Raw genomic sequence first — 23204 nt, 5'->3', positions numbered from 1 at the left:
AATATGCATACATTATATTTAGATGCTTTTTCAGGCATTAGCGGCGATATGTTCATTGGAGCTTTACTTGATTTAGGAATCGACTTTGAAGAGTTTAAAAGAGAATTAGCCAAAATAAACGTATCCGGCTACGACTTAGAAAATGAAAAAATTTCAAAAAGTAGCATATTTGGTACTAGTTTCGATGTTCATATGCATCATGGTGAAAAAGATCATGGATTTGTTGAAAATCACGCGCATCATCATAACCATGACGTGAGACATCTAGCTGATATATTAAAAATCATTGATGATAGTGATTTGAAAGATGCAATTAAAGAACAAGCAAGCGATGTTTTCACTGAAATTGCTAAGGCAGAAGCAGTCGTTCATCATGTTGAAATCTCTGAAATTCATTTCCATGAAGTTGGCGCATTAGATTCAATTGTTGATATTGTCGGTTGTTTTGTGGCATTAGATTTATTAAATGTAGACAAAGTTATTTCTTCTACTTTGACGGACGGTAGCGGATTTATCGACGTTGCGCACGGTAGAATGCCAGTGCCAGTGCCAGCCGTTATGCAGATGCGGGTTGGTAGCCAAATACCAATTAAGCAAGATGCGTCAATTCATACTGAATTAATTACGCCAACCGGGATGGGTATCGTAAAAAATGTTGTATCAGAATTTCGTGAGATACCAAGTGAATTAACCGTAGAAAAAATTGGTTATGGATTTGGTAAAAGAGAAACGGGTGGATTTAATGCACTACGTGTCCTCCTACTCGAAAAAAAAAACTAAGTTCACAGGTCGTTGACCAAAACGACGATTCTGTGATGAGTATTGAGGCGAATATTGATGACCAAACGGGTGAAGAATTAGGTTATTTAATGAAAAAATTGATGAGTGAAGGAAGTTATGATGCTTTCTTCACGCCAATTCAAATGAAAAAAAATCGTCCGGCTTATAAGGTGACTGCATTATGTAATCCTTTGGATCAAGAAAAAATCACAAAATTATTTTTAAAATATACAAGTACATTGGGCGTTCGCTACCAAACGCTCAATCGAACAATCATGAAAAGACATTTTGATTCTGTTAAAACGGAATATGGTGTTGTGGGTATAAAAATAGCGACTTATGAAGAAATTAAAAAATATAGTCCTGAATATGATGATTGTGAAAAAATTGCTAAAGAAAATCAATTGTCTTTAGCAGAGGTCTATCAATTAGTTTCAAATGAGTGGCAAAAAAATAAAGAAGAGGTAATTTAATAATGATGCATCAAATGATTTCAGAGTTTTTAGCAACAGGGTTAATGTGTGTATTTGGGACAGGGGTTTTCTGTAATAACGTTTTAAAAGGGTCAAAATATCGTGGTTCAGGTGATATTTTTGTTGTTACAACATGGGGATTTGGTATTACTGTAGCGTTATTTGTATTTGGGGGCGTGTCATTAAACCCAGCAATGGTTTTGGCACAATGTATTTTAGGAAATACACCATGGATTCAACTTATCCCACTATCATTAGCAGAAGTTTTTGGTGGTATGTGTGGTTCATTACTCGTTTACGTAATGTATAAAGATCAATTCAAGGCATCTGAGGGTGAAGTCAGCCCAACTGCTATTCGTAATATTTTTAGCACAGCACCAGAAATCAGAAATTTACCACGTAACTTCTTTGCCGAATTTGTGGCAACATTTATTTTTATCGGTTCAATTTTAGCAATCTCAGAAATAAAAACTGCTGGCGTTGTGCCAATTGCCGTTGGTATCTTAACTTGGGCCGTTGGTATGGGACTTGGTGGTACAACAGGTTTCGCAATGAACATTGCTCGTGATTGGGGTCCAAGATTAGCACATTCTATTATTCCATTTAAAAATAAAGCAACTAGTGACTGGAAATATGCGCTTGTTGCTCCCGGTCTTGGATCAATTTGTGGTGGTGTGGTTGCGGCATTATTTATGCATTCATACTTTAATATTTAATAGGGGATGGGTAAAATATGAAAACTGATATGCAATTGAGCTTATATAAAGACTCATTCGAAAGATTATTAAATCTATATAATCGAGCAATATTTTCGACATCTTTAACAGCTACTAAACTAGTATTACTGGAAGAGAGTTATTCAGAATTTACGTTAATTCAAAATATTTATGCCTCATTATCTGATGAATTAAAAAGTAATTATGAGTCAATCAATGAAACTATTTGTCAGTGTACGAATAAATTAAATGATGATTTTATTAGTAATATTGACAGTATCCAGTGGACAACGGATGACGTATTAAAAGAACAGTATAATCAATTAACAGAGTTATCAACACAAATAAAATAATAAAACACTGAAAGAAGAAATTATAATGACAACTATTGATGAAAAAGAACAAGCAATTGTAGCTAATCTTAAAAAAATGAATAAGGTAATTGTTGCCTTCTCAGGTGGAATTGATAGTACTTTGGTTTTAAAAATGGCTCTAAAAACGCTTGGTAAAGAAAATGTTTTAGCTGTTATTGCTAATTCTGAATTGTTTACAGATGAAGAATACAATAAAGCAATTACGCTCGCTGAAGAAATGGGCGCAACTGTTTACGGCACTGAATTAAATTATTTATCAGATATTCATATCAGTAACAACACCCCTGATAGCTGGTACTATTCTAAAAAAATGTTTTATGATGCATTGAATAAAATTGCTTTAGAAAAAGGGTATGATGCCGTTTTGGATGGTATGATTATGGATGATAATAGTGACTTTAGACCCGGTTTGAGAGCCAGAGATGAAGCTAACGCTAAGAGCATTTTACAGGATGCAGATCTTTATAAAACTGATGTACGTGAGTTAGCACAAAAACTAAATTTAAATAACTGGAACAAAGTAGCCTCATGTTCGGTATCATCACGATTTCCATATGATACAAAACTAACGTTAGATAATATTAAGTTGGTAATGGATGCGGAACATTATCTTCGCGGTTTAGGTTTTACAACCGTTCGTGTTCGATTCCATGGAGATGTTGCTCGCGTTGAAGTTCCCGCTGAACAACTAAATGGGTTACTTGCTTTGAATGAAGACGTGAATGCTAAACTAATTGATTTAGGCTTTAAGTACGTTACGATGGATCTTAAAGGTTTTAAAAGTGGCCGTATGAACCAGGTACTTTCTGACAAACAATTAAAAATGTACGCTTAATTTTTAAGTGAAAAGGGTGATAGACAAACGTCTATTGCCCTTTTTGCATAATGTCTAAATTGTTGTATAATAGCCTTCTACACTTATTCATAAAAATTATTAAAAGAAAGTCTGAGACATAAATGCTAGCAAACTTATATGGACCATTTTTTGACATCAACAATTGGAAAACAGTTGTTGAATCGAGTAGTGATTGGATGATTATCCTATCACTAGCAGTAATTGAGTGTCTGTTATCGGTGGATAATGCCATTGTATTAGCCGCTCAAACGCAAAAATTACCTAACAAAAAGGAACAAGAAAAAGCGTTATTTTATGGATTATGGGGTGCTTACATATTCCGATTCATCATTATTGGAATTGGTACATTTTTAATTGATTTTTGGGAAATTAAAGTTATTGGTGCGGGGTATCTTATCTACCTGTCAGGGCATTACTTCTTCTCAAAAATTAAAACGCCAAAACCTAAAGTGGAAAAAAAGGGTAACGGACGTAAAGGACCTTTTTCATTATTTTGGTCCGTTGTTATCTCAATTGAGATGATGGATATTGTCTTTTCGATTGATTCCGTTTTAGCATCCCTTGCCATCTCAACTAATCCAGTAGTTGTTTTAATTGGTGGAATGTTTGGAATATTAGCGATGCGGGGAATTGCAACATTAATCATGAAATTAATGAAGGTTGTGCCAGAATTAGAATCAATGGCTTATATGTTGATTGCTTTGATTGCGGTGAAGTTATTTGTCTCAATCCCACAAATTGGGATCGAGATTTCGTCAATTCTGTTTGCTGGAATTGTTTTCGGGGCCGTTATACTGACAACTTTAGTGCATATGTACAATATTCAAAATAAAAAATAACGAAATGAGGACGACGAAATGGTAACAAAAGTAACGGATCAAACGATGACTGAATACACAAAGTCGGGGTTAACGATTGTTGATTTATGGGCACCATGGTGTGGTCCTTGTTTAATGATGGCACCAGTTGTTGATGAATTAGAACAAGAATTTAAAGCCGATATCCAATTTGTAAAATTGAATATTGATGAAAATAAAGAAACGGCATTAGAATACGATGTTATGAGCATACCTAGCTTTTTACTTTTTAAAGACGGTAAAGCAATTGAAAAGGTTGTCGGATATCATGACAAAAGTGAATTTTCGGCGTATTTAAGTGAGAAGATAACACAAAATAAAACAGTTTAAGCGAGTGCCACCACAATTTAATTTGTGGTGGTTTTTTGTTAATCTCATGTGTTATTAATGGCGGTTGAAATCTTTAAGGCGCATACTAAAAGAAATTGTTGAAAAGGGGAACTATTATGAAAAAAATTGGGTTTGTGGGAACTGGCGTAATGGGTGCGGCAATCGTCAGTAACTTATTAAAAGCAGATTATGAAGTAAGGGTATTTAATCGAACGAAATCAAAAACGGATGCGTTAGTTAGCCAAGGTGCTATTTGGGCTGATTCACCGCAATTGGTTGCGGCACAAAGTGATGTTACATTTTCAATGGTTGGGTTTCCTACGGATGTGGATACTATCTACTTTGAAGAGAACGGTATCTTTGCGGGTGCTAAAAAAGGATCAATCGTGGTTGATATGACGACAAGTACGCCAACATTGGCAAAAAAAATTGGTGATTATGCAGAAGGCCACGATATATTTGCGTTAGATGCACCTGTTTCCGGTGGTGATATTGGTGCCAAAAATGCAAAATTGACAATTATGGTTGGTGGACATGAAGATATCTATGAACAAGTGAAACCTATTTTTGAAAAAATGGGAACAACAATTGCGTTGTTTGGCGGGTATGGTTCAGGGCAACACGCTAAAATGGCTAACCAAATTATGATAGCTGGAACAATGACCGGGATGACTGAGTTATTAGTTTATGCAAAAGCTGCAAACTTGGACTTAGAAAGTGTTATCAAGACCGTTGGTGGCGGTAGTGCTGCGAACTGGAGTTTAGCAAATTACGCACCACGAATCTTAAAAAACGATTATACGCCAGGATTCTTCGCAAAACATTTTCTTAAAGATTTACGAATCGCATTGGATGAAGCGGAAAAGATGGATATCGATTTACCATCGACGAAAGAAGCTAAAAGATTGTACGAAAAATTGGTGGACGAAGCTAATTTAGGTAATGATGGAACGCAAGCATTAATTAAATTATGGTGGAAATAAGTGACAATAATAAAGACGGCATCTCCATATAGGGGATGCCGTCTTTATTATAACTATTTAAGTGATTTAACAATTAAATTAGTTACGAGTAGTAAAAATAACATTAAAATAGTTACGAAAATAATTGGACCTGCGATAGTTAATAGTAAAGTCATAATCAACGCTTGTTGATTGAACAGGGAAAATACGTAGTAAAGAATAACGTTTAAAAAGGCTAATAAACTGAATCCTAGACCAAATCCTGTTCTATCGGCCGAGCTAAGATCAAAACCGCCAACGGTGATAGATATTGTGATGGCTAGCCACAAGATAAGATGCGATGACCAATTTTGGAATAATGAGGTTAACAATTTTGAAAACAATGAAGCGGTAAACTGTTGATTAGTTACCATCTCTACTAGTAAATTAAATGATTGCGGCAATAACAATGAAAAAAGACCAATGATGGCAATGGAACATCCAATAATTGGTGCGATTCCGGTCATTGCACCGCCAATCTTGCCCCGTAGATTTGATGGAGAGTAGTAACGAACAAAGCCAAGCGAGTTATCACCAATTTCTGGATGAGGTCGTTTAATTAGTTTAACTTCATTGATTCGAAAACCAAAGATAAACGCCATGATTGCATGACTTGATTCATGAATAATGATGACGATTGAACCTAAGTACAGTTGTTGATTTATTGATAATTGTTTTTTAGTATTATTATTTACGGCGGTTAATGAGTATGCGGCTATGAGAAGCGGTCCCACGCTGAGGAGAATGAGTTGAATAATTGTATAAATAGGTGTCATTATTGATTTCTCCTTTATGACTAAAATTTTAACATGGCCCTTAATATTTAGAAACAAAAAAAGAGACTGCTGGGAAGGCAGTCTCTAGGGAGTAAGTTGTAGAGCTAATAAATTAGCTCTCTCTTTCATTACTTTGGAGGAGAAATGAAAAAGTATAAAGGTTAGTTATTTATGTTGTTTTGGGATAAGTTCAATATACAACATGAAGCTTAAAATAACCTTAACATTAATGAATTCTTTAGATTTAATTGAGATTATTTTTAGAATGCGCTTTCAATCGCATGTAATAACCTTTATACTATTGGTATAGACCTTAATACTATTTAGGAGGAATAATGATGGGAAAATTAGGCGTTTCGATTTATCCAGAACGATCAAACTTTGATGATGATGCAGCATACCTAGACTTAGCAAGTAAATACGGGTATAAACGGGTATTTACAAGCTTATTACAAGTGACCGACGGAAAAGACAAGGTGTTAGCAGAATTTAAAAAGACAGTTGCTTACGCAAATCAACTTGGTATGGAAGTGATGGTTGATATTAACCCTGATTTATTTGAACAATTAAATATTAGCTATGAAGATTTAAAATTCTTTGATGATATGGGTGCTTACGGCGTTCGCTTAGATTTAGGATTCACTGGAGCAGAAGAAGCTGCAATGACCCGCAACCCATTTGATCTAAAAATTGAGATTAATATGAGTTCTGGGACTAACTATGTGGATAACATTATGAGTTACTCACCAAAAAGGGAAAACTTATTAGGTTCACATAATTTTTATCCACATGAATACACAGGATTAGAGTATAACTTTTTCGTTGCTTGCAGCGAGAAGTTTAAAAAATACAATTTAAATACAGCGGCTTTCGTGAATGCCAATTCAGCAACTTTTGGACCATGGCCAACTGCAGATGGGTTATGTACGTTAGAAGACCACCGTCATTTAGATATTGCAACAGAAGTTAAACACATGGTGATGACTGATCTAATTGACGATGTGATTATCGCAAACGCGTATGCCTCAGAAACAGAATTAAAGGCAGCCGCGGACGCATTTAATGCCAACTATCCAACAATTAAGATTGAAACCGTACCGGACATCACAGAAGTTGAAAGAACCGTTTTACTAGATAGCGTACATAGTTATCGTGGAGATCGGTCTGCTTATATCCTACGTTCAACAATGACACGAGTTGTTTATAAGGATAAAGGTTTTCCGGCACACAACACAGTCCAAATTAAACGCGGTGACGTTTTAATTGATAATGAAGGATATGGACAGTATAAAGGTGAAACGCAAATTGCACTGAAAGAAATGAAAAATGATGGGCGAGTAAATGTCGTCGGTCATATCACAGACGATGAGCTATTTTTACTTGATTTCTTGAAACCCTGGAGTCAGTTTAAATTAAGCCAAGATTAACCAGATGGACCGTTAGATAATTTCTAGCGGTCCATTTTAATTTGGTATTACTTGGAAATTTCGGTAAAATAGAGAGATTAAATGTAAATTGAATAAGAAGGTATTAAATTTGAATTATATAATTGTTGCAATATTTGCTTTCTTTGGTGGGATAAGTCGATACTTACTTGGATTAGCGGTTATAAAACCTGATGGATTTCCACTTGGGACCTTGATAATTAACTTAGTTGGTTGTTTTATCTTAGCGTTTTTAGTTCAGTACGTTGAAGTAACTGAGAAAGTTCCTGAATGGTTAACCCTAGGCATGAAAACAGGATTTATTGGAGCGTTTACTACTTTTTCTACTTACAGTTTAGAAGCTGTAACGTTAATTGAAACGCAACAATGGTGGTACGCTCTGATTTATGGGTTAACAACGATTATTGGCGGTTTGTTGTTAACACTAGTTGGTTACTCATTCGGGAACCATGTGGGCGATTGGCGAAAGCAAGGTGATAACTTATGATGGTATTATTAGTGGGTGTTGGTGCATCAATTGGCGCAATGCTCAGATACGGGATAACAAATTTAAGTAACCAATTTTTAACTAACCGATTTCCAGCTGGAACATTAATAATTAATCTTGTGGGTAGCCTTATTTTGGGAATTCTAACGGGTCTAAATCTAACAAGTCCAATGCTTGTCCTACTCGGTACGGGAACAATGGGCGGATTTACAACATTCTCAACATATAATTTTGAATTAATTAAGTTGATTAAGAATCAAAAGATATCATTATTTATGATTTATTTATTAGCGAGTTATCTTATTGGTGGATTAATGGCTTTGTTAGGATTAGTTATTGGTCGCCAATTGGGCGCGTAAATGATGATATTCAAGGTATTCAACCGTAATATGTGATAGGATAGTAAAAATAGGGATGTGAAATAATGAAAATTGCTGTATTAACAGATAGTTCAGCGTATCTTGCGGACGAGATTGTTGAACGATTAGATATTAAAGTAGTCAATAATCCAGTATTATTTGGAAATCGTGTCTATCATGAAAATGCCGACTTAACGGCAACTCAATTTTATCAATTACTAAAAACAGAAGATGTTCTACCAACGACTTCACAAGTGTCAATGGGTGAGATGGAGGAAAAGTTTGAGGCACTTGCTGCCGAAGGATACACCGATGTCATTTGTATACACTTATCATCAGGGATTAGTGGACTAGTTGGTAACCTTGAGGCATTTGCGCCATCAGTTACTTCAATTAATGTTCATGTCTTCGATTCTAAAATTGACTGTGCGGGAATGGGAAACATGGTTCAACTAGCCGCAACGATGGCCGGAAAAGATAAGAATGTTACCGAAATCATGGCTAAATTAACTGAATTAAGAGAAACAACGCACGTTCTTTTTGTTGTTGACGATCTAAATCATTTGATGAGGACCGGACGATTATCAAATCGCTCTGGATTTGTGGGTAATATTTTAAAAATTAAACCAATTTTAACTTTTGACAAAGAAGGTAAAATCATTGCAATTGGTAAGGAACGTAAAATGAAGAATGCTTACTCGGAAATTAAAGCTCAGTTCGCAGAAGCAACACGTTCACTGGATTATCCAGTTCGTATTGATTTAATTGATGCAAATAATCCAGATCTTCAGGCTGAATGGGGACAAGATTTAAGAACTAGTTTTCCTGATATGCGTTTTGAATCGGGATATATTGGACCTCTTGTTGGCGTTCATACCGGTGAAAAATGTTTAGGATTAATCTGGTCTAGAAATTGGGAAAGTTTAATAGATTAAAAAGTAAATAGGTTTATTCTGGATAATAATTCAGAATAAACCTATTTTTGTATATAAAGTAAAAATATTCCGATAATGGTCAAAAATAATTCATATTTATTAGTTATGCTTGTTTTTATCAAATAGCCCATGAGGATATGGAGGAAATAAATATGAATTTTTTTAAACGCGCTTTATTAAATATTAAGGCAAAAAAAGGACGGACTTTTTTACTTATTTTAGTTATGTCGGCAATTATGTTATTCGTACTAGCAGGCTTAATCATTCAAAATGCAGCAACAACTGCGGCGAATGATGCGAAAAAAAGTGCTGGCGCAACGGTGACGCTAGCGGCTAATCGTGACAAGGCTTTTAGTGACATGAAAGCATCAACTTCAACGAAATCAAAACCGTCGTTAAATTTGGCTGGAGTGGAAGTTTCAACGGCTAAAAAGATTGGTGTGTTAAGCAATGTAAAAAGCTACAGTCTGACAACGTCAACGACTGCGAACGCTTCTTCATTCGACGCCATTACAACGTCAGATTCAAGTCAGGGTGGCATGGGTGGAAAAGAAATGAAATCAGCGGCATCAACCGGAGATTTAACGATTTCAGGTGTCAGTTCAACTGCGAGTGCCTTGAGTTCTAATAGTGCAAAAATAACCAAAGGTCGTGGTTTAACTGCAAGTGATTTAAATACAAAAAATGTTGTGATTGAGACAGAACTTGCTTCTACTAATAAGATTTCAACGGGTGATACAATCACGATGAAATCTACGAGTGGCACAAAATATAAAGTAAAAGTTGTCGGCATTTATAAAGCAAGTTCGACCAGTTCTGCAAATGTAGGTGGACCAGGTGCTAATGATCCATCAAATACAATTTACACGGCATATACATTTGCGAATACGTTAAAAGGTAGTAAATATAAAGGAACTGTTGACTCTGTTGTGTATACATTAAGTAACCCAGCGAAATCAGCAGACTTTACTAAGGCTGCTAAAAAACTAATTAATACATCTAAATTTTCAATGTCAACAAATGATAGTACGTACCAATCAATGCTGACACCTTTAAATAATGTTAAAAGTTTTGCACAAAAGATTGTTTTATTGGTGGCAGTTGCGGGAACGATTATCCTTGCCTTGATTGTTATATTAATGATTAGGGAACGTCGTTACGAAATTGGGGTTTTATTATCATTAGGCGAAAAACGCTGGAAAGTGATTGCACAATTTTTTGTTGAAATGTTTATGGTATTAATTGTGTCATTGGTTGTTGCAGGTGTTGGTGGCAAGTTTGTCGGTAATATTGTCGGTGATCAGTTAATCAGTCAACAAACAACAACAGCTACAATCTCGTCGACTTCAAGTGATATGCAAGGCGGTCCTGGCGGAAATGCTGAAGGAGGAGCACTAAGTGGAACTAAAGGAGGACCGGGTGGTTCGGTTCCGAGCGGTACGATGGGACAAGCGACTAAATCTGAAAAATTAAAAAACTTAAGTACAACAGTTAGTGTTAAAGATTTAGTAGAGTTAGGTGGAATGGGACTCGTAATTATCTTCATCTCAATTATGCTGGCGTCATTCGGTATTCTACGGCTTGAACCTAAAAAAATATTGATTTCATAAATAACGGAAAGGATTGATTACATGATTGAAATTAAAGATATTGCTTATTGGTATGAAAATAAGGATAACCCATTATTTGAAAATGTTAACTTAGTTTTTGAAAAAGGTAAATCATATGCTATTGTCGGAAGAAGTGGCTCGGGAAAAACAACTTTTCTCTCGCTAATTGCGGGACTGGATAAACCTAAGTCTGGAGAAATATTATATGAAGGTGAGGCGATTAATAGAATTGGGTTAACACGTTATCGAAATAAAGATGTTTCAATTGTCTTTCAATCGTATAACCTTTTCACTTATATGTCGGCATTGGAAAACTTAATGACGGCAATGGCCATCACTGGAGCATCACACTCGGGTGATAGAGAATATGCGATTGAAATGTTGAAGAAAGTAGGTATTGACGAAGAGACGGCAAAGAAGAACGTCCAACATCTTTCTGGTGGGCAACAACAGCGAGTCGCTGTTGTCAGAACGATGTGTTGTGACGCGCGACTTGTCGTTGCAGATGAACCAACTGGTAATTTGGATGAGGCCAATACAAAGGAAATTATTGAACTACTACAAGATTTAGCTAAATCTCAAGGTAAATGTGTTATCATCGTTACTCACGAACCAGATGTCGCTCAAATGTGCGATGTACAATATGTTCTAAAAGATCGTCAGTTTCAAATAATAAATTAAAAAAATCCGTAATCAGTAGAATTTAACTGATTACGGATTTTTAATTTAGCGTAGTTGTTTTTTATCGTTAAAAAATTGTTTATATGAAAGGTAACAGACAGTGATTGATGAGATACTTGTTGCTGAAAGTAGCATAAAAGTAACCATAATCTGGTATTTAATTGCAAAAACTGGATCAACGCCGGCAAAAATTAATCCGGACATCATCCCAGGTAGACTCACAATTCCAACTGTTTTAGCAGAGTCAATTGTTGGTGACATCCCCGTCTTGATACTTTCACGGATGATTGGGTATGATGCTTGTTTTAAATCTGCCCCTAAAGCTAATTTTTCTAAAATCTGTTGTCGTTGGTCACGGAAGTTACTATTAAGATTTCGGTAACAAAGACCAATCGCGACCATTGAGTTACTGGCAATCATCCCAGTGATAGGGATGATTTGCGAAGGAATAAATTTTAACGTTCCGGCCAAAAGTAAAAGGCCAAGTGTAACCGAGGTACTGCAAAAAATGGCAATAAATGAAATTTGGAAACTGTGCGGAATTCCCGCACTTTTTTTATAGGCGCTATACGAGGCGTTAAAGAAAACAATGAACATCATAACTAACGTTAGAATGATATTGTTAATGTTAAAGACATATTTCAAAATATAACCGACGATAACTAATTGAATAATCGCACGGATAACACTATAAATGATATCTTTTTCTAGGCCTAACTTCTCCTTGTATACAATTCCAAGCGAAACCACAACTAATGAAAAAGCGAAAACGAGAGAAAGATTATTAACGGCTAAATTATTCATGAGTGACCTCCATCATCTGGCCGTTTTCAATGTTAATCAATTGATCAGCCATTTGTATCTCGTTGTCATCATGCGTGACAGCAAGAATTGTGATTTTATTTGAGTCATTTAGGTGATTAATTAGTGTATGGATAATTTTTTTACTTTCGGAATCTAAAGCGCTCGTGATCTCGTCGAGTAAAAGAACTTTAGGTAAAAAAATGAGATTACGAATTAAAGCGACTCGTTGTTTTTCGCCACCAGATAATTCGTTGATAGGCTTGCTTAAATAATGACTAGGTAGCCCCACTGATTCAAGTTCAGCAATCGCATGTGCCTCGTCAAAAGTTTTTTTGCGAATCACATAAGGAAATTCCAGATTATCCTTAACTGTTTCGCCGAATAAAACAGGCGTTTGAAAACAATAAGAAACGTCTCGACGATAGTCGATTGGATCATAACCGTCGATTGATTGATTTTCAAACTTAATATCGCCGGAAGTTCTTGAAATTAACCCCGCAATTAATTTTAGGACGGTACTTTTACCACTTCCAGAAGGTCCTGTGATTGTTAAAAAATCTCCCGAGTTCACTTTAAAAGAGATGTGTTTCAAAATTGATTGATCATTAATTTTTAATGAAACACCTTGTAAATCGATAATATTTTTCATGTTGCCCCCACCTTTCTACGACTCCAGATTATCACGTTCGTGACGGATAGTCCATAGATGGAAATTTTTATAAAAGCGGGCTACTACGCCCTATTCAGCGCTTATTAATTGACAAATAGTGCAATAGTTAGTTAAAATATTTGATAGATAAATATTGCACGAGAAAAATATATTTGGATGGAAAGTATCGGGGGACACTGGACAAGCATAAGTGGTGAGATAAAATACTGAATACGGATGGATTAATTTCCAACTATCTCAGTAAAAAAATAGGATTAGGGGCCTTACAATGATAAAAGCATATAAAGATTTCTGGGTACATATTTTAGATTTTTCTGGACGCACTAGGCGTAAAAACTATTGGTGGGCAATAGTTATTAATTATATATTAAGTGGAATCGTGATTACCATTTTAGATAACGTTCTTTCTAAATCGATTGCATTTAGTGATGTTGATAGTATTAATATATTGATGATGAATATGTTATCTGAATTTATTGTCATTTTGACTTGGCTGGCAACGTTATCGATTAAAGTTCGTCGACTGCATGATACGAAAAGATCGGGTTGGTGGCTATTAATACAATTAATTCCTGGTATTGGCTCAATTTGGTTCTTTGTACTAATGGTGTTACCAACAAAGGGCGATGCAAACGAGCAACTAGATTATTATGTCAGCAAGCCTAGACTTGCTGTTATGTCAGTAATTGTTATTGTTTTATCATTAGGAAGTGTTATGTGGAAGAACCTAGGAACTTACGGTGATGAAACTTATGAAGCGTCACAGGTTAAGAAGTGGACGGCGGAACAACATGCGTTATTAACGGATGATCAATTTGATCAAATGGTTTCAAAGTATTCTGATAAGAAAATTACGGGTATGACTAAAGGAAAAAATCGAACAGTGATTATTCCGGGATTACGTGGTGGTTGGTCAATTAATCATGATACAAAAGAAGCATCATTTGGGACTAACTGGGTACCGCAAGGATTAGCGGAGACAAGTGATCAATATTTAATTAGTGCATACGATGGTAATCATAGATTGAACTCCGTTATTTATGTGGTAAATAAAAGTAATGGGAAATATGAAAAAACAATTATTTTGGGTAGTAAATCCCATGTTGGGGGACTTGCCATTGATCAAGACCATGGCCTCCTCTGGGTCTCGAATGATACTAAGACGGCAGCTAGAATAGAAGGTATTTCGCTTAAAAAGATTGCCGAATACGATGCTACCAAAATGAAAAAGCCGATTAAAGCAACACAAAATGCTAAACTACCTTGGGCAAGCAAAGTATCAGGACTGTCATATTATAAAAATAATTTATTAATTGTTAAATATGGAAAAAGTGAGAGCGACCGCAGTGTAACTGATATCGAAGTCGACCATAAAACGGGGCTAGTTACCAAGAAAACAATGCAGGGAACGCCAATTCCTGATAATGTGACGACCTTAGGCGGTGCCGCACAAGTATTGGAAAAAAATAATGTTATTAAGTCGTACACTCCGGGATATAATCGAATGCAAGGATTTTCAGTAATACCTTCTCCTGATTCTAAAACGGTAATGGCTGTATACACGCAGAGTAACGGCGACAGTGCAAGTAAATTAATGATACAGAGCGAGGCTTTTGATGGTCAGTTTAAATTTAATAATGTTAATTCAAAAAATGATAAATCAACATTAATAGCAAGCTTATATTTACCACCATCAATTGAACAAGTGAGTGTTGACCCAAGCGAAAAACAAATAAGTCTATTATTTGAGGGTGCAGCGGCAGAGTATAGTGGCTTCAGATTTGGACTATTCCGAGCACCATTTATTGATCGACTAGTTATATTTAATTACGGACTTAATAAATAAGAAATAAATATGCTGAATTAAATAGATTATTCTTTAGGCTAGTTAGTGCGTGCCATAGCAACTAACTAGCCTTTTTATGTGCAACAAAAAGAGGTCAACATCCAATCTAGATGTTGACCTCTTAAAGCTATTTTTGATAGCTAATCAATTCAATTGTGTGGTTATCTGGATCTGAGATTGTGATTGATTGAGCATTTTTAACATCTGATTTATCAATTGGGCCATTAAGAATTGTCACAAAATAATTCTTTAAGTGGTTCTCCATAGCTGGCATTGGGTCGCTGACAACGAAACTAAGTGTCATTGGCTTAAATGTATTTGATAATTCAAAGATGATTTTTTGATGGCCAAAGTGAACGGTCGGCTGATTGCTATTTTCGATAACCGTCATATCAAAGACTTCATGATAAAAGCGTAAACTTCTTTGGATATTGGAAACAGGTATTGTAATTGCTTCAAAACGCTTAACTTTCATGAATATGGGACCTTCTTCTGTTATTTTTTAAGTTGTTTGTTGAAAAAACTGAATAAGAACAAAGTACTTACCACAACGACGATTAATTCGGTAACAGGTAATGCTACCCAAACACCCGTTAAAGCGAAGAAGTGGGCGAATATAAACAGTAAACTTAATAATAGAATGTAACCGCGAAGAACTGCTAGAACTAACGCGTGTTTAGGTTCTTCGATTGCTGAGAAGAACATACTAAAAATAATATTGAGGGATGAACCGAATAAACTTAAGAAGTAGATTGGAATCCCTATTTCCGCGTAATGGATGAGTTCTTGATTATTACTGTTATTAAATAGTGCAATAATAGGTCCTTTTGCAAATGTTAATGCGAGGTACAAAATAGTTCCAATGGCGAAACTGACGGTTAAGCCAAAACGTAGAATCTGTTTAACTTCGGGCCAATTTTGAATCCCAAATTCTCGACTCAATAAAGGTTGAATTCCTTGGGCAACACCGTTGAAAAGCGATAAGGCAACTAAAATAATATTCGCAATAATGCCATATGCTGCTACAGCAGTATTTCCGGCTAGACTTAAGATGACAAGGTTGAAAGCAAAGATGCTGACGCCCGTGCTCATTTCAGTTAAAAAGACAGGAAATCCAAGTTGGACAACCCTTTTTATTATTTTAAAATGAATAGTTGGTTTTTGAAGCGTTAAAAGTCGATCTTCTTTTTTACGATGAAGCGTTAGGATAGATAAGGCAACAATTGGAGAAACGGCAGTTGCCATTGCGGCCCCGCCCATACCAAGATGTAAGGGGTACATGAAAATATAATCGAAAACGATATTGAATAGGCTAGAGACTAGCATTGCAATCATTGATAATTGCGGATTATTATCATTTCGAATGAAACTTAAAACTAGATAGTTACATGCAAAAAATGGTGCAGCTAATAGAATATAAGTAAGGTATTCAGAGGCTAATCCATAGGTTCCTGCGTTTGCACCTAGAAAATGAAGTAGTGGGCTCATGAATAAAAAGCCAAAAACCGAGAATGCTAGACCAAAAATAATGCCAACGGCTAAAACCTGCGAGAAAATCTTTTTGCTGGCCGCTTGATCCTTAATTTTTAAAATAGAGAACAAGGTAGCGCCACCAATTCCGAGCATTAGTCCAACACCGTTTAATAAATTAAAAAGTGGTAAGACAATATTTAAGGCGGCTAGTCCAGTGGTGCCGACTGCATTGGCGATAAAATATGTATCCGCCAGAAGGTAAACAGATAAGCCTAAAGTACTTAAAACGTTTCGCGTCACGTATCCTGAAAGTTCGCGACGGATTGATACAGGTTGGTTGGTCATTTTGCTCTCCTATTAACACCTATTTTTTATCACGCAATAAAGAGTAATAAAAAATAGGTACCAACATCCTTCATTGAAAAAATGGCCTCTTGGATGTGATAACTATTATTTTTGTAAAACCCGGCGATTTTACTCTGCTTGAACTTTCTTTATTCTAGCAACTATCACTAAAAATAGCTAGGACTAACAATTAAGAAATCGTGAAAAAATGATGGTTAATCGCTTTGATTAAAAGGTAGTCAGGGCTTATCTTATGTTATAATCGTAAAGGATACTTAATGGACAACGACTAGAAAGAAGGTTTAACAGTGGCAACTACATTACGATTAGCACCACTATTTACTAACCATATGGTCTTGCAACAAGACCAAACGACGCGTTTTTTTGGCTACGCAGAACCTAATCAAGAAGTGACCGTAACCATTTCAATGGGCGGTAGCGAAGATACAGTTGAAACTGGAATTGCTGACGAAACAGGGTATTTCCTGATTGAAAGTATTTCATTTTTGGCACCTACAATTGTGACTATTTTAGTAACATCTGGTACAGATAAAATTATTTTACGCGATGTCCAATTTGGCGATGTTTTCTTAGTTGCCGGTCAATCAAATGCTAATTTTAAAATGGCTCAAGATGATGAATATGAACATAATAAATCGATGCCAATGATGAATCTCCGTTTTATTAATATACCAGAAACGCAATCAACAGAAGATAATCCTTGGCAAATTGTTGATGGAGAAAATATCGGTGATGTTACTGCAATGGGTTATTATATGGCTAAAAAAATTCGTCAATACGATGAATATACACCGGTTGGTATTGTTTTATGCGCAAAAAATGGAACTTCGGCTGCAAGCTGGGTCTCAGAAAAAACGCTAATGAATGATGCCACTTTAAAGGCAGCTTATGTTGATACTAAGATTCCTAGTTTAGAAGAATCTGAAAATCTTTATGACACAATGTTGTCACAAGTGGGACCTTATCGCTTTAAGATGTTAGCTTGGTACCAAGGTGAACGAGATGCCGGAATAGATACGAAACATTATGGATTACTTTTAAAGAAATTAATCCGTGAATGGCGTAAAACGCTCAAACAAAATAAATTACCAACCTATATTATTCAATTACCACAATATAACAAAAATATTGTTAACTCATGGGCAGAAATTCGTGAAGCGCAGCAACAGTTTGCCGCAACGGAAAATCGTGTTTACTTAGTAACGACGATGGACGAACCTTCTGCTGATGAAATACATCCAAGCAGTAAGAGACAATTAGGATATCGTATTATTGAATTATATTCTAACTTCGGTAAGTTCGATGAAATGCAAACGAGTCCTCAATTATCTGAAATTTCTGCTGATGTTAAACAAATGCGCCTTAATTTTTCAAATTGTGAACAACTCGAAACTGTTTACCCAATTGATTTGAAATGGATCATGCCGGGGGATGTCTTAAAACCTGCAGTGATCGATTTAGGCACAAATGATATCAAGATTCAATTAGAAGAAGACTCATTAGGATTACAGTATGCATATGCTAATGTGACTACAGCAGGCTTGTGGAATGAAAATCATACACCTGTAAGTCCCTTTAGAATATATTTTGATTAAGTCTAGTAAGCTATAAAAAGAGCGTCCTTATCATCGAAGTGAATGTCACTTCAAATGATAAGGACGCTCTTTTTTGCTAGTTAACTAAGAAAGCAACTGATTGGTAAGGTGCTAATGTCACACTTGTTGTTAGAGCAGTATTTATTGGATAATTGTTAATAATTGTCGAAACCGTACCATTAAATTCGGGCAAAGAAACAATCGTTTCTTTGCCGTAGAAATTATTCAAAACAATTAATCGTTGATTTTTTAGTATTCGTTGATAGGCGAATACGCGCGTATTGTTCAAGAGAAGTGGTGCATAATCGCCCATCGAAATAATTGGATGTGTTTTGCGCAACCGAATGAGTCCCTGATAATAGTTAAAAATCTCGCCATTTGCTAATTCGTTTTCAACATTCACTATTGCTTGGTTTGTGGGCATTAACCACGGTGTCTGCGTTGAAAATCCTGCATACTTAGACTGGTTCCATTGCATAGGTGTTCGACTATTATCACGAGATTTCGCTTGAATGATTGTCAATGCTTCAGCGGGGCTATTTCCGTTTTCTAATAACTCTGCATAAGCATTTTTCGTTTCAACGTCATTATAATCAGATAATTTTTCATATTGCGGATTACTCATACCGATTTCTTCACCCATATAAATGAATGGCGTTCCGCGTAATAAATGAATGGTTGTTGCCAACATCTCTGATGATTTTTCACGGTAATGAATCGGGTCACCAAAACGGTTAAGTGCGCGAGGTTGGTCATGGTTATTCCAGAAAAGAGCGTTCCAACCATGGCCAGCAGTCATCCCTAATTGCCAATCATTTAAGATAGTCTTTAAATTCATAAAATTAAAAGGCGTTGTTGACCATTTATTTCCATGTTTATAATCAACCTTCAGATGATGAAAAGTAAAGACCATCGATAATTCGTTTCTTTCTGCCAGAGTGTACTCAACGCAATTTTCAATCGAGGTAGAAGACATTTCACCAACTGTTACGGCATCTGGATCTTGACCAAAGCTGGTTTGATTTAATTCTCGTAGATACTGATGAACTATTTTTTTGTCCGTATACAGAAATTTACCATCTCTGTTTTCAGGCGCATCAATTAGTTGAACATCTTTTCCGATGACGTTAATGACGTCAAATCGAAATCCTTTAACACCTTTTCCACGCCAAAAATTAACAACTTTAGACATCTCTTCCCTGACCGCTGGATTATGCCAATCTAAATCAGCTTGCGTTGGGTCATATAAGTGGAGGTAGTATTTACCGGTTTCTCCAAAAGGTTCCCACGCGGAGCCACCAAATTTTGACTGCCAATTAGTTGGTGGAGAACCGTCAGGCTTGGGGTCACGAACATAATAGTAGTCCAAATATTTTGAATCGCCATTAAGCGCTTTTTGAAACCAGTCATGTTCAGTTGAAGTGTGGTTGAAAACCATATCCAACATGACTTCAATTCCAATGGCTTTAAGCCTGGAAACAAGTTCTTCAAAATCAGCCATAGTTCCAAAACGAGAATCAATATGATAATAATCTGAAATATCATAACCATTATCATTTTGTGGCGAAATAAAAAATGGGTTAAACCAAATCATATCTATATTGAGTTGTTTTAAGTAAGGAATCTTATCGATAATTCCTTGTAAATCACCCACGCCATCACCATTACTGTCATTAAATGATTTGGGATATATTTGGTAAATGATTTTATCTTCAAATTTCATAGTTACTCTCCCATGATTTATTTATTTTTTAATTCGACGAGCAAACTCAACAAAACTAAAGCGATCTGCGCGATGGATTGCTTCGGTTATTTGGAAGAGTCGACTGTCTTGCAAGTAGGTTTCACTTCGAACCACTACAACGGATTCAGTTTCTGGAATATCCAATAGCTTTTGAACAGTTGGGTCTGCCGGTTCAACTGTAATTTTCTTAACGGCGTAACTAATCTCTAAACCTAATTTATTTTCAAAATAATCATAGATGGAGTCTTGAGCAACCGCCATTGGTACAGTAGGTACGATATTTGAAAGTATGTAATCGCGGTCAATAACGCTAGGTTCATTTTTCACAAGACGTAATCGTTCAATGAAAGTAGCTTGGTCACCAACAACAGATTCGGGAGCAAAACTTCCTGTTGGAATCGTCATGTTAACTAATTGAAGAACCCTAGTTTCTGACTCCATCTGGAGAGACTCGTCAAGCTCCTTATAAGAGGTGATTCCTGAGACGGGAAAAACGAAACGCTTAACGTCCAAAACTAATGACCCTTTACCACGAATTTTTTGTATATAACCATTGGTTAGTAAATTTTGTAAAGCTTTTCTAATTGTTTCGCGGGAACTGCCATATAATTCGCTAAGTTGCGTTTCACTGGGCAGGTATGATCCCGTTTCGTAAATATTGTGCGTGATTTTAGTGACAAGGTCTTGATAGATACCTAGATATTTATTTTGGTTAGTCATGATAATTACCTCCAAATGATAAAGTCATTTTAACACAAATAATCAAGTCTATACAAGAGACAATAAACCTTTTATATAAATAAAAAGAAAGCGTTGACATGTTGTATATACAGGTTTATTATAGGTGTAACTTGAAAGCGTTTAATTAATAGTTCTTAAGTAAATATGCCATGAACTATTATGTTGGAAATGGGATTAACGAAAGAAAGAAGGAAAAGTAATGTCAATTTTTAGAAGAAAACAAAAAATCAACGATGATAAATTGTATGCACCAGCTACAGGGTCATTAATTTCATTGGAAGACGTTAGTGATTCAGTTTTTGCTCAAAAATTAATGGGCGATGGATTTGGGTTTAAACCAACAACAGGGAATATTTACAGTCCTGTATCTGGAACAGTTACATTAGTTGCTTCTACGAAACATGCGCTTGGGTTTACGATGGACAATGGGTTAGAAGTTTTATTGCATATGGGCGTTGATACGGTTGAGTTAAATGGTGCGCCATTTGATATTAATATTAAAAAGGGCGCGCGTGTTCATGGAGGAGAATTACTCGGTACCATGAATTTAGCACAGGTTGCTGAAGCAAAATTAGATGATGTTTTAATAGTTGTCATAACGAATACAAGTGACCAGTTAGACCAGTTAACATTACCAGAACCACAAGTGTTTGATGGTGGTACAGAATTAGGTTCCGGTACTGCGAAAGGGGAGAACTAGTTATGGCAAAAGACTACACGCAATTAGCGACTGACATTATTAGAGAAATTGGTGGCAAAGAAAATATTAAGAGCCTAATTCATTGTATTACGCGGTTACGTTTTTATCTAGTAGACGAAAGTAAAGCTGATGATGAGGTTGTTAAAAACTTAACGGGCGTTATTGATGTTCGCCATGCCATTGGTCAATATCAAGTTGTGATTGGTCCAGCCGTTACTGAGGTCTATGATGCAGTTATTGCGCAATTAGGGACGGAGTATGCGGGTGGCGAGGTTGATGCTAACGATGACAACCAACAAGCAGATGAACAACCAACGACATTCCGGGGTAAATTAAATGCCGGGTTCAACGGATTAATTGGTGTTATCACGGGGTCAATGATGCCCGTGATCGGACTATTGGCTGCTAGTGGTATTTTAAAAGGATTACTACAAATGGCTGTCGATTTTCATTGGACAGAAGCCACATCACAAACTTATATATTTATATCGGCAATGGGAGATTCAGCATTTTATTTTCTGCCTATCATCGTCGGATTTACGGCTGCGCAGAAATTAAAATCTGATCCAATTATTATGGCTATTGTCGGGGGTGTCTTGGTCTATCCATCACTTTTCGGAATTGCAACAGGAACGAAAGTTTTCGGCCAGGTGTTGGGAATGTCATTGAACACTAATCTGTTTGGTATACCAATTCACATGGTTAACTATACTTACAGTATTTTCCCAATTATTGCTGGTGCATGGTTAGCGCATTATGTTGAAAAAGGTCTTAAAAAAGTGATTCCACAAGTATTAAGAATGATTTTTGTGCCATTATTAGAAGTTATGATTGTATCAGCTGCTATTATTGTTATTGTTGGACCTATTATTACCTTAATTAGTACTGGTATTTCTATTGTTTTAAACGCAATTTTAACAGCAAACTACCCTATCGCAGGTTTTGTCATTGGGGGATTATATCAATGTTTAGTTATTTTTGGATTACATTGGGCAGTTGTTCCTTTAATTGCAAATGATATCGCATCAAAAGGTTATAGCTACTTGAACGCTATTGTGTCAATTACGATGGTTGCTCAAGGTGCTGCTGTAATGGCAGTTATGATTAAATCAAAAATTGCTAACATTAAAGAATTATCAGGTGGCGCCGTGATTGCCGCATTCAGTGGTATTACTGAGCCCGCTATCTACGGGATTACATTGAAATATGGTCGTGTTTTCTTAGCGGCAAATATCGGTGGTGCCGTTGGTGGATTAGTCGCCGGGTTATTAAATGTTAATATGTACGGATTTACAGGATCGTTAATTGGATTCCCTTCATTCTTTACACCTTTAAAATTTGGTGGTGGTATGAGTAATCAAATTAACTTCTGGATCGCATCAATTGTGACAATTATCGTCGCATTTGCTTGCACATGGTTCTTCGGATTTAAAGATTCAGATGTGACTGCTGCAAAAAACGTCACTCGTCGTAAAACTATCGGTAAAGATTAATAAACAAAATGCCCTTAAAGTTGAAAAAACTTTGAGGGCATTTTTGCGAGTAAATTTGATAAAAATCTTACGTTAATTTATATATATTATAA

General features: G+C 35.9%; 23 protein-coding genes and 1 pseudogene. 17 read left to right on the top strand and 7 right to left on the bottom strand.

What is annotated here, in order from left to right:
- Window positions 1-3 precede the first annotated feature (3 nt).
- From larC to N0K73_RS00225, 8 genes are all read left to right on the top strand, one after another.
- Entirely contained in the window at window positions 4-780 is a 777-nt protein-coding gene (gene larC / locus N0K73_RS00260; RefSeq protein WP_112250748.1) for a nickel pincer cofactor biosynthesis protein LarC, read from the top strand.
- A 35-nt stretch (window positions 781-815) separates the two neighbouring features.
- A complete protein-coding gene (larC2, locus tag N0K73_RS00255) occupies window positions 816-1253 on the top strand; it encodes a nickel pincer cofactor biosynthesis protein LarC2 (RefSeq protein WP_186726283.1) in 438 nt (145 codons plus the stop codon).
- Between the two features lie 2 nt (window positions 1254-1255).
- Complete coding sequence (locus N0K73_RS00250; RefSeq protein WP_057973995.1) at window positions 1256-1969, top strand: MIP/aquaporin family protein; 714 nt, start codon at window positions 1256-1258, stop codon at window positions 1967-1969.
- A gap of 17 nt (window positions 1970-1986) precedes the next feature.
- Entirely contained in the window at window positions 1987-2322 is a 336-nt protein-coding gene (locus N0K73_RS00245) for a hypothetical protein (RefSeq protein WP_284068585.1), read from the top strand.
- 25 nt (window positions 2323-2347) lie between these two features.
- Complete coding sequence (gene larE, locus N0K73_RS00240) at window positions 2348-3178, top strand: ATP-dependent sacrificial sulfur transferase LarE (RefSeq protein ID WP_112250744.1); 831 nt, start codon at window positions 2348-2350, stop codon at window positions 3176-3178.
- Window positions 3179-3300: 122 nt separating this feature from the next.
- The gene (locus N0K73_RS00235) at window positions 3301-4038 is read left to right on the top strand and encodes a TerC family protein (protein ID WP_057973992.1); all 738 of its coding nucleotides are present in this window, start codon (window positions 3301-3303) and stop codon (window positions 4036-4038) included.
- An 18-nt stretch (window positions 4039-4056) separates the two neighbouring features.
- Entirely contained in the window at window positions 4057-4386 is a 330-nt protein-coding gene (trxA, locus tag N0K73_RS00230; RefSeq protein WP_112250742.1) for a thioredoxin, read from the top strand.
- Window positions 4387-4502: 116 nt separating this feature from the next.
- Window positions 4503-5369, top strand: a complete 867-nt coding sequence (locus tag N0K73_RS00225; protein ID WP_112250740.1) for an NAD(P)-dependent oxidoreductase — start codon at window positions 4503-4505, stop codon at window positions 5367-5369.
- Between the two features lie 53 nt (window positions 5370-5422).
- Here the strand turns inward: N0K73_RS00225 and N0K73_RS00220 are convergent, their stop codons facing one another.
- A complete protein-coding gene (locus tag N0K73_RS00220) occupies window positions 5423-6163 on the bottom strand; it encodes a hypothetical protein (RefSeq protein WP_112250738.1) in 741 nt (246 codons plus the stop codon).
- A 338-nt stretch (window positions 6164-6501) separates the two neighbouring features.
- Between N0K73_RS00220 and N0K73_RS00215 the strand changes: the two genes are divergently transcribed.
- The 6 genes from N0K73_RS00215 (at window position 6502) to N0K73_RS00190 (ending at window position 11680) form a co-directional block, all read left to right on the top strand.
- Window positions 6502-7590, top strand: a complete 1089-nt coding sequence (locus N0K73_RS00215) for a DUF871 domain-containing protein (RefSeq protein WP_112250736.1) — start codon at window positions 6502-6504, stop codon at window positions 7588-7590.
- A 109-nt stretch (window positions 7591-7699) separates the two neighbouring features.
- On the top strand, window positions 7700-8095 hold the full coding sequence (gene crcB / locus N0K73_RS00210) for a fluoride efflux transporter CrcB (RefSeq protein ID WP_112250734.1): 396 nt from the start codon (window positions 7700-7702) through the stop codon (window positions 8093-8095).
- Entirely contained in the window at window positions 8092-8454 is a 363-nt protein-coding gene (locus tag N0K73_RS00205) for a fluoride efflux transporter FluC (protein WP_112250732.1), read from the top strand. The genes crcB and N0K73_RS00205 overlap by 4 nt, the downstream gene beginning before the upstream one ends.
- Window positions 8455-8519: 65 nt before the next feature.
- Window positions 8520-9389 (top strand): DegV family protein, encoded by an 870-nt coding sequence (locus tag N0K73_RS00200; protein ID WP_112250730.1) that lies wholly within the window; start codon window positions 8520-8522, stop codon window positions 9387-9389.
- Between the two features lie 152 nt (window positions 9390-9541).
- Window positions 9542-10999, top strand: a complete 1458-nt coding sequence (locus tag N0K73_RS00195; RefSeq protein ID WP_112250728.1) for an ABC transporter permease — start codon at window positions 9542-9544, stop codon at window positions 10997-10999.
- Window positions 11000-11020: 21 nt separating this feature from the next.
- On the top strand, window positions 11021-11680 hold the full coding sequence (locus N0K73_RS00190; protein ID WP_112250726.1) for an ABC transporter ATP-binding protein: 660 nt from the start codon (window positions 11021-11023) through the stop codon (window positions 11678-11680).
- A 45-nt stretch (window positions 11681-11725) separates the two neighbouring features.
- Here the strand turns inward: N0K73_RS00190 and N0K73_RS00185 are convergent, their stop codons facing one another.
- On the bottom strand, window positions 11726-12484 hold the full coding sequence (locus N0K73_RS00185) for an ABC transporter permease (RefSeq protein ID WP_057973982.1): 759 nt from the start codon (window positions 12482-12484) through the stop codon (window positions 11726-11728).
- Window positions 12477-13133, bottom strand: a complete 657-nt coding sequence (locus N0K73_RS00180) for an ABC transporter ATP-binding protein (protein WP_112250724.1) — start codon at window positions 13131-13133, stop codon at window positions 12477-12479. The genes N0K73_RS00185 and N0K73_RS00180 overlap by 8 nt, the downstream gene beginning before the upstream one ends.
- 289 nt (window positions 13134-13422) lie before the next feature.
- On the opposite strand from N0K73_RS00180, the gene N0K73_RS00175 reads away from it, so the two are divergent.
- Window positions 13423-15000, top strand: a complete 1578-nt coding sequence (locus N0K73_RS00175) for a DUF805 domain-containing protein (RefSeq protein WP_112250722.1) — start codon at window positions 13423-13425, stop codon at window positions 14998-15000.
- A gap of 127 nt (window positions 15001-15127) precedes the next feature.
- Here the strand turns inward: N0K73_RS00175 and N0K73_RS00170 are convergent, their stop codons facing one another.
- Window positions 15128-15475, bottom strand: coding sequence for a VOC family protein (locus N0K73_RS00170; RefSeq protein ID WP_112250720.1), 348 nt, complete (start codon window positions 15473-15475; stop codon window positions 15128-15130).
- A 20-nt stretch (window positions 15476-15495) separates the two neighbouring features.
- The gene (locus N0K73_RS00165) at window positions 15496-16818 is read right to left on the bottom strand and encodes an MATE family efflux transporter (RefSeq protein ID WP_057973978.1); all 1323 of its coding nucleotides are present in this window, start codon (window positions 16816-16818) and stop codon (window positions 15496-15498) included.
- 308 nt (window positions 16819-17126) lie between these two features.
- On the opposite strand from N0K73_RS00165, the gene N0K73_RS00160 reads away from it, so the two are divergent.
- On the top strand, window positions 17127-18434 hold the full coding sequence (locus N0K73_RS00160) for a sialate O-acetylesterase (RefSeq protein ID WP_057973977.1): 1308 nt from the start codon (window positions 17127-17129) through the stop codon (window positions 18432-18434).
- A gap of 76 nt (window positions 18435-18510) precedes the next feature.
- Here the strand turns inward: N0K73_RS00160 and treC are convergent, their stop codons facing one another.
- Together treC and treR are read right to left on the bottom strand one after the other, a co-directional pair.
- Window positions 18511-20157, bottom strand: a complete 1647-nt coding sequence (gene treC / locus N0K73_RS00155; protein ID WP_112250718.1) for an alpha,alpha-phosphotrehalase — start codon at window positions 20155-20157, stop codon at window positions 18511-18513.
- Between the two features lie 21 nt (window positions 20158-20178).
- On the bottom strand, window positions 20179-20898 hold the full coding sequence (treR, locus tag N0K73_RS00150; RefSeq protein WP_112250716.1) for a trehalose operon repressor: 720 nt from the start codon (window positions 20896-20898) through the stop codon (window positions 20179-20181).
- Window positions 20899-21118: 220 nt separating this feature from the next.
- Between treR and N0K73_RS00145 the strand changes: the two are divergent.
- Window positions 21119-23112: pseudogene (locus N0K73_RS00145) on the top strand (PTS sugar transporter subunit IIABC).
- Window positions 23113-23204 lie beyond the last annotated feature (92 nt).

The organism is Dellaglioa algida (assembly GCF_030127605.1).
GTDB lineage: Bacteria > Bacillota > Bacilli > Lactobacillales > Lactobacillaceae > Dellaglioa > Dellaglioa algida.
Note: the sequence above shows the minus strand (reverse complement) of the source record. Positions and strands in the feature narration are given on the sequence as shown.